This window comes from Roseomonas rosulenta, from assembly GCF_016106005.1.
Taxonomy (GTDB): domain Bacteria; phylum Pseudomonadota; class Alphaproteobacteria; order Acetobacterales; family Acetobacteraceae; genus Neoroseomonas; species Neoroseomonas rosulenta.
On record NZ_JACADR010000625.1, the window covers coordinates 1 to 698 of the forward strand.

A 698-nucleotide genomic window follows, 5' to 3' on the forward strand; every position below is an offset into this window, starting at 1 on the left:
CGCCGCGCCCGGCCCGACCCGATCGCCACCGCCGCGGTGGCCGAGGCGGTGGCCGAATGGATCGCCGCGCGCCTGCGGCAGGTCGGGCCGTGACAGCGCCGCGGCGGCTGGCGCGCCGGCGGCGCGTCTTCGATGGCTGGCGCGTCGTGGCCGGCGCCTTCCTGGTGGTGATGGCGGGCTTCGGCGCGATCTACTCCTACGCCGCCTTCGCCGAGGAGATCGCCGAGGCCTTTGGCGCCAGCACCGTCTCGGTCGCCTTCGTCTATGCGCTCTCGGGCGGGACCTGCTTCCTGGTGAGCGCGCTGAGCGGGCCGCTGGCGGACCGGCTGGGTCCGCGCGTGCCAGCGCTGGTCGGCATGATGCTGGTCGGGCTCGGGCTGGTGGTGGCCGCGACGGCCAGCAGCCTGGTCGAGATCTACGCCGGCTACGGCCTGCTGATCGGGCTGGGCACCGGCTTCGCCTACGTGCCGGCCATGGCCGCCGTGCAGCGCTGGTTCACCACCCACCGCGGCCTCGCTTCGGGCATCGCGGCGAGCGGGATCGGCGTCGGCACCGCGCTGGTGCCGCCGGCGGCGGAGGCCTTCCAGGCCTGGCTCGACTGGCGGCCCACCTTCGTGGCCTTCGGCTGCCTGGTCGCGGCGGTGGGCGGGCTCGGCGCGCTGCTGCTCGAACCCCGCGGACGGCGCGGCCCGACCAGG

General features: G+C 76.4%; 1 protein-coding gene. It reads left to right on the forward strand.

From position 1 onward, the window contains the following. Positions 1–89 precede the first annotated feature (89 nt). On the forward strand, positions 90–698 hold a 609-nt coding region (locus HW578_RS27305; RefSeq protein WP_198373819.1), incomplete at its 3' end, for an MFS transporter.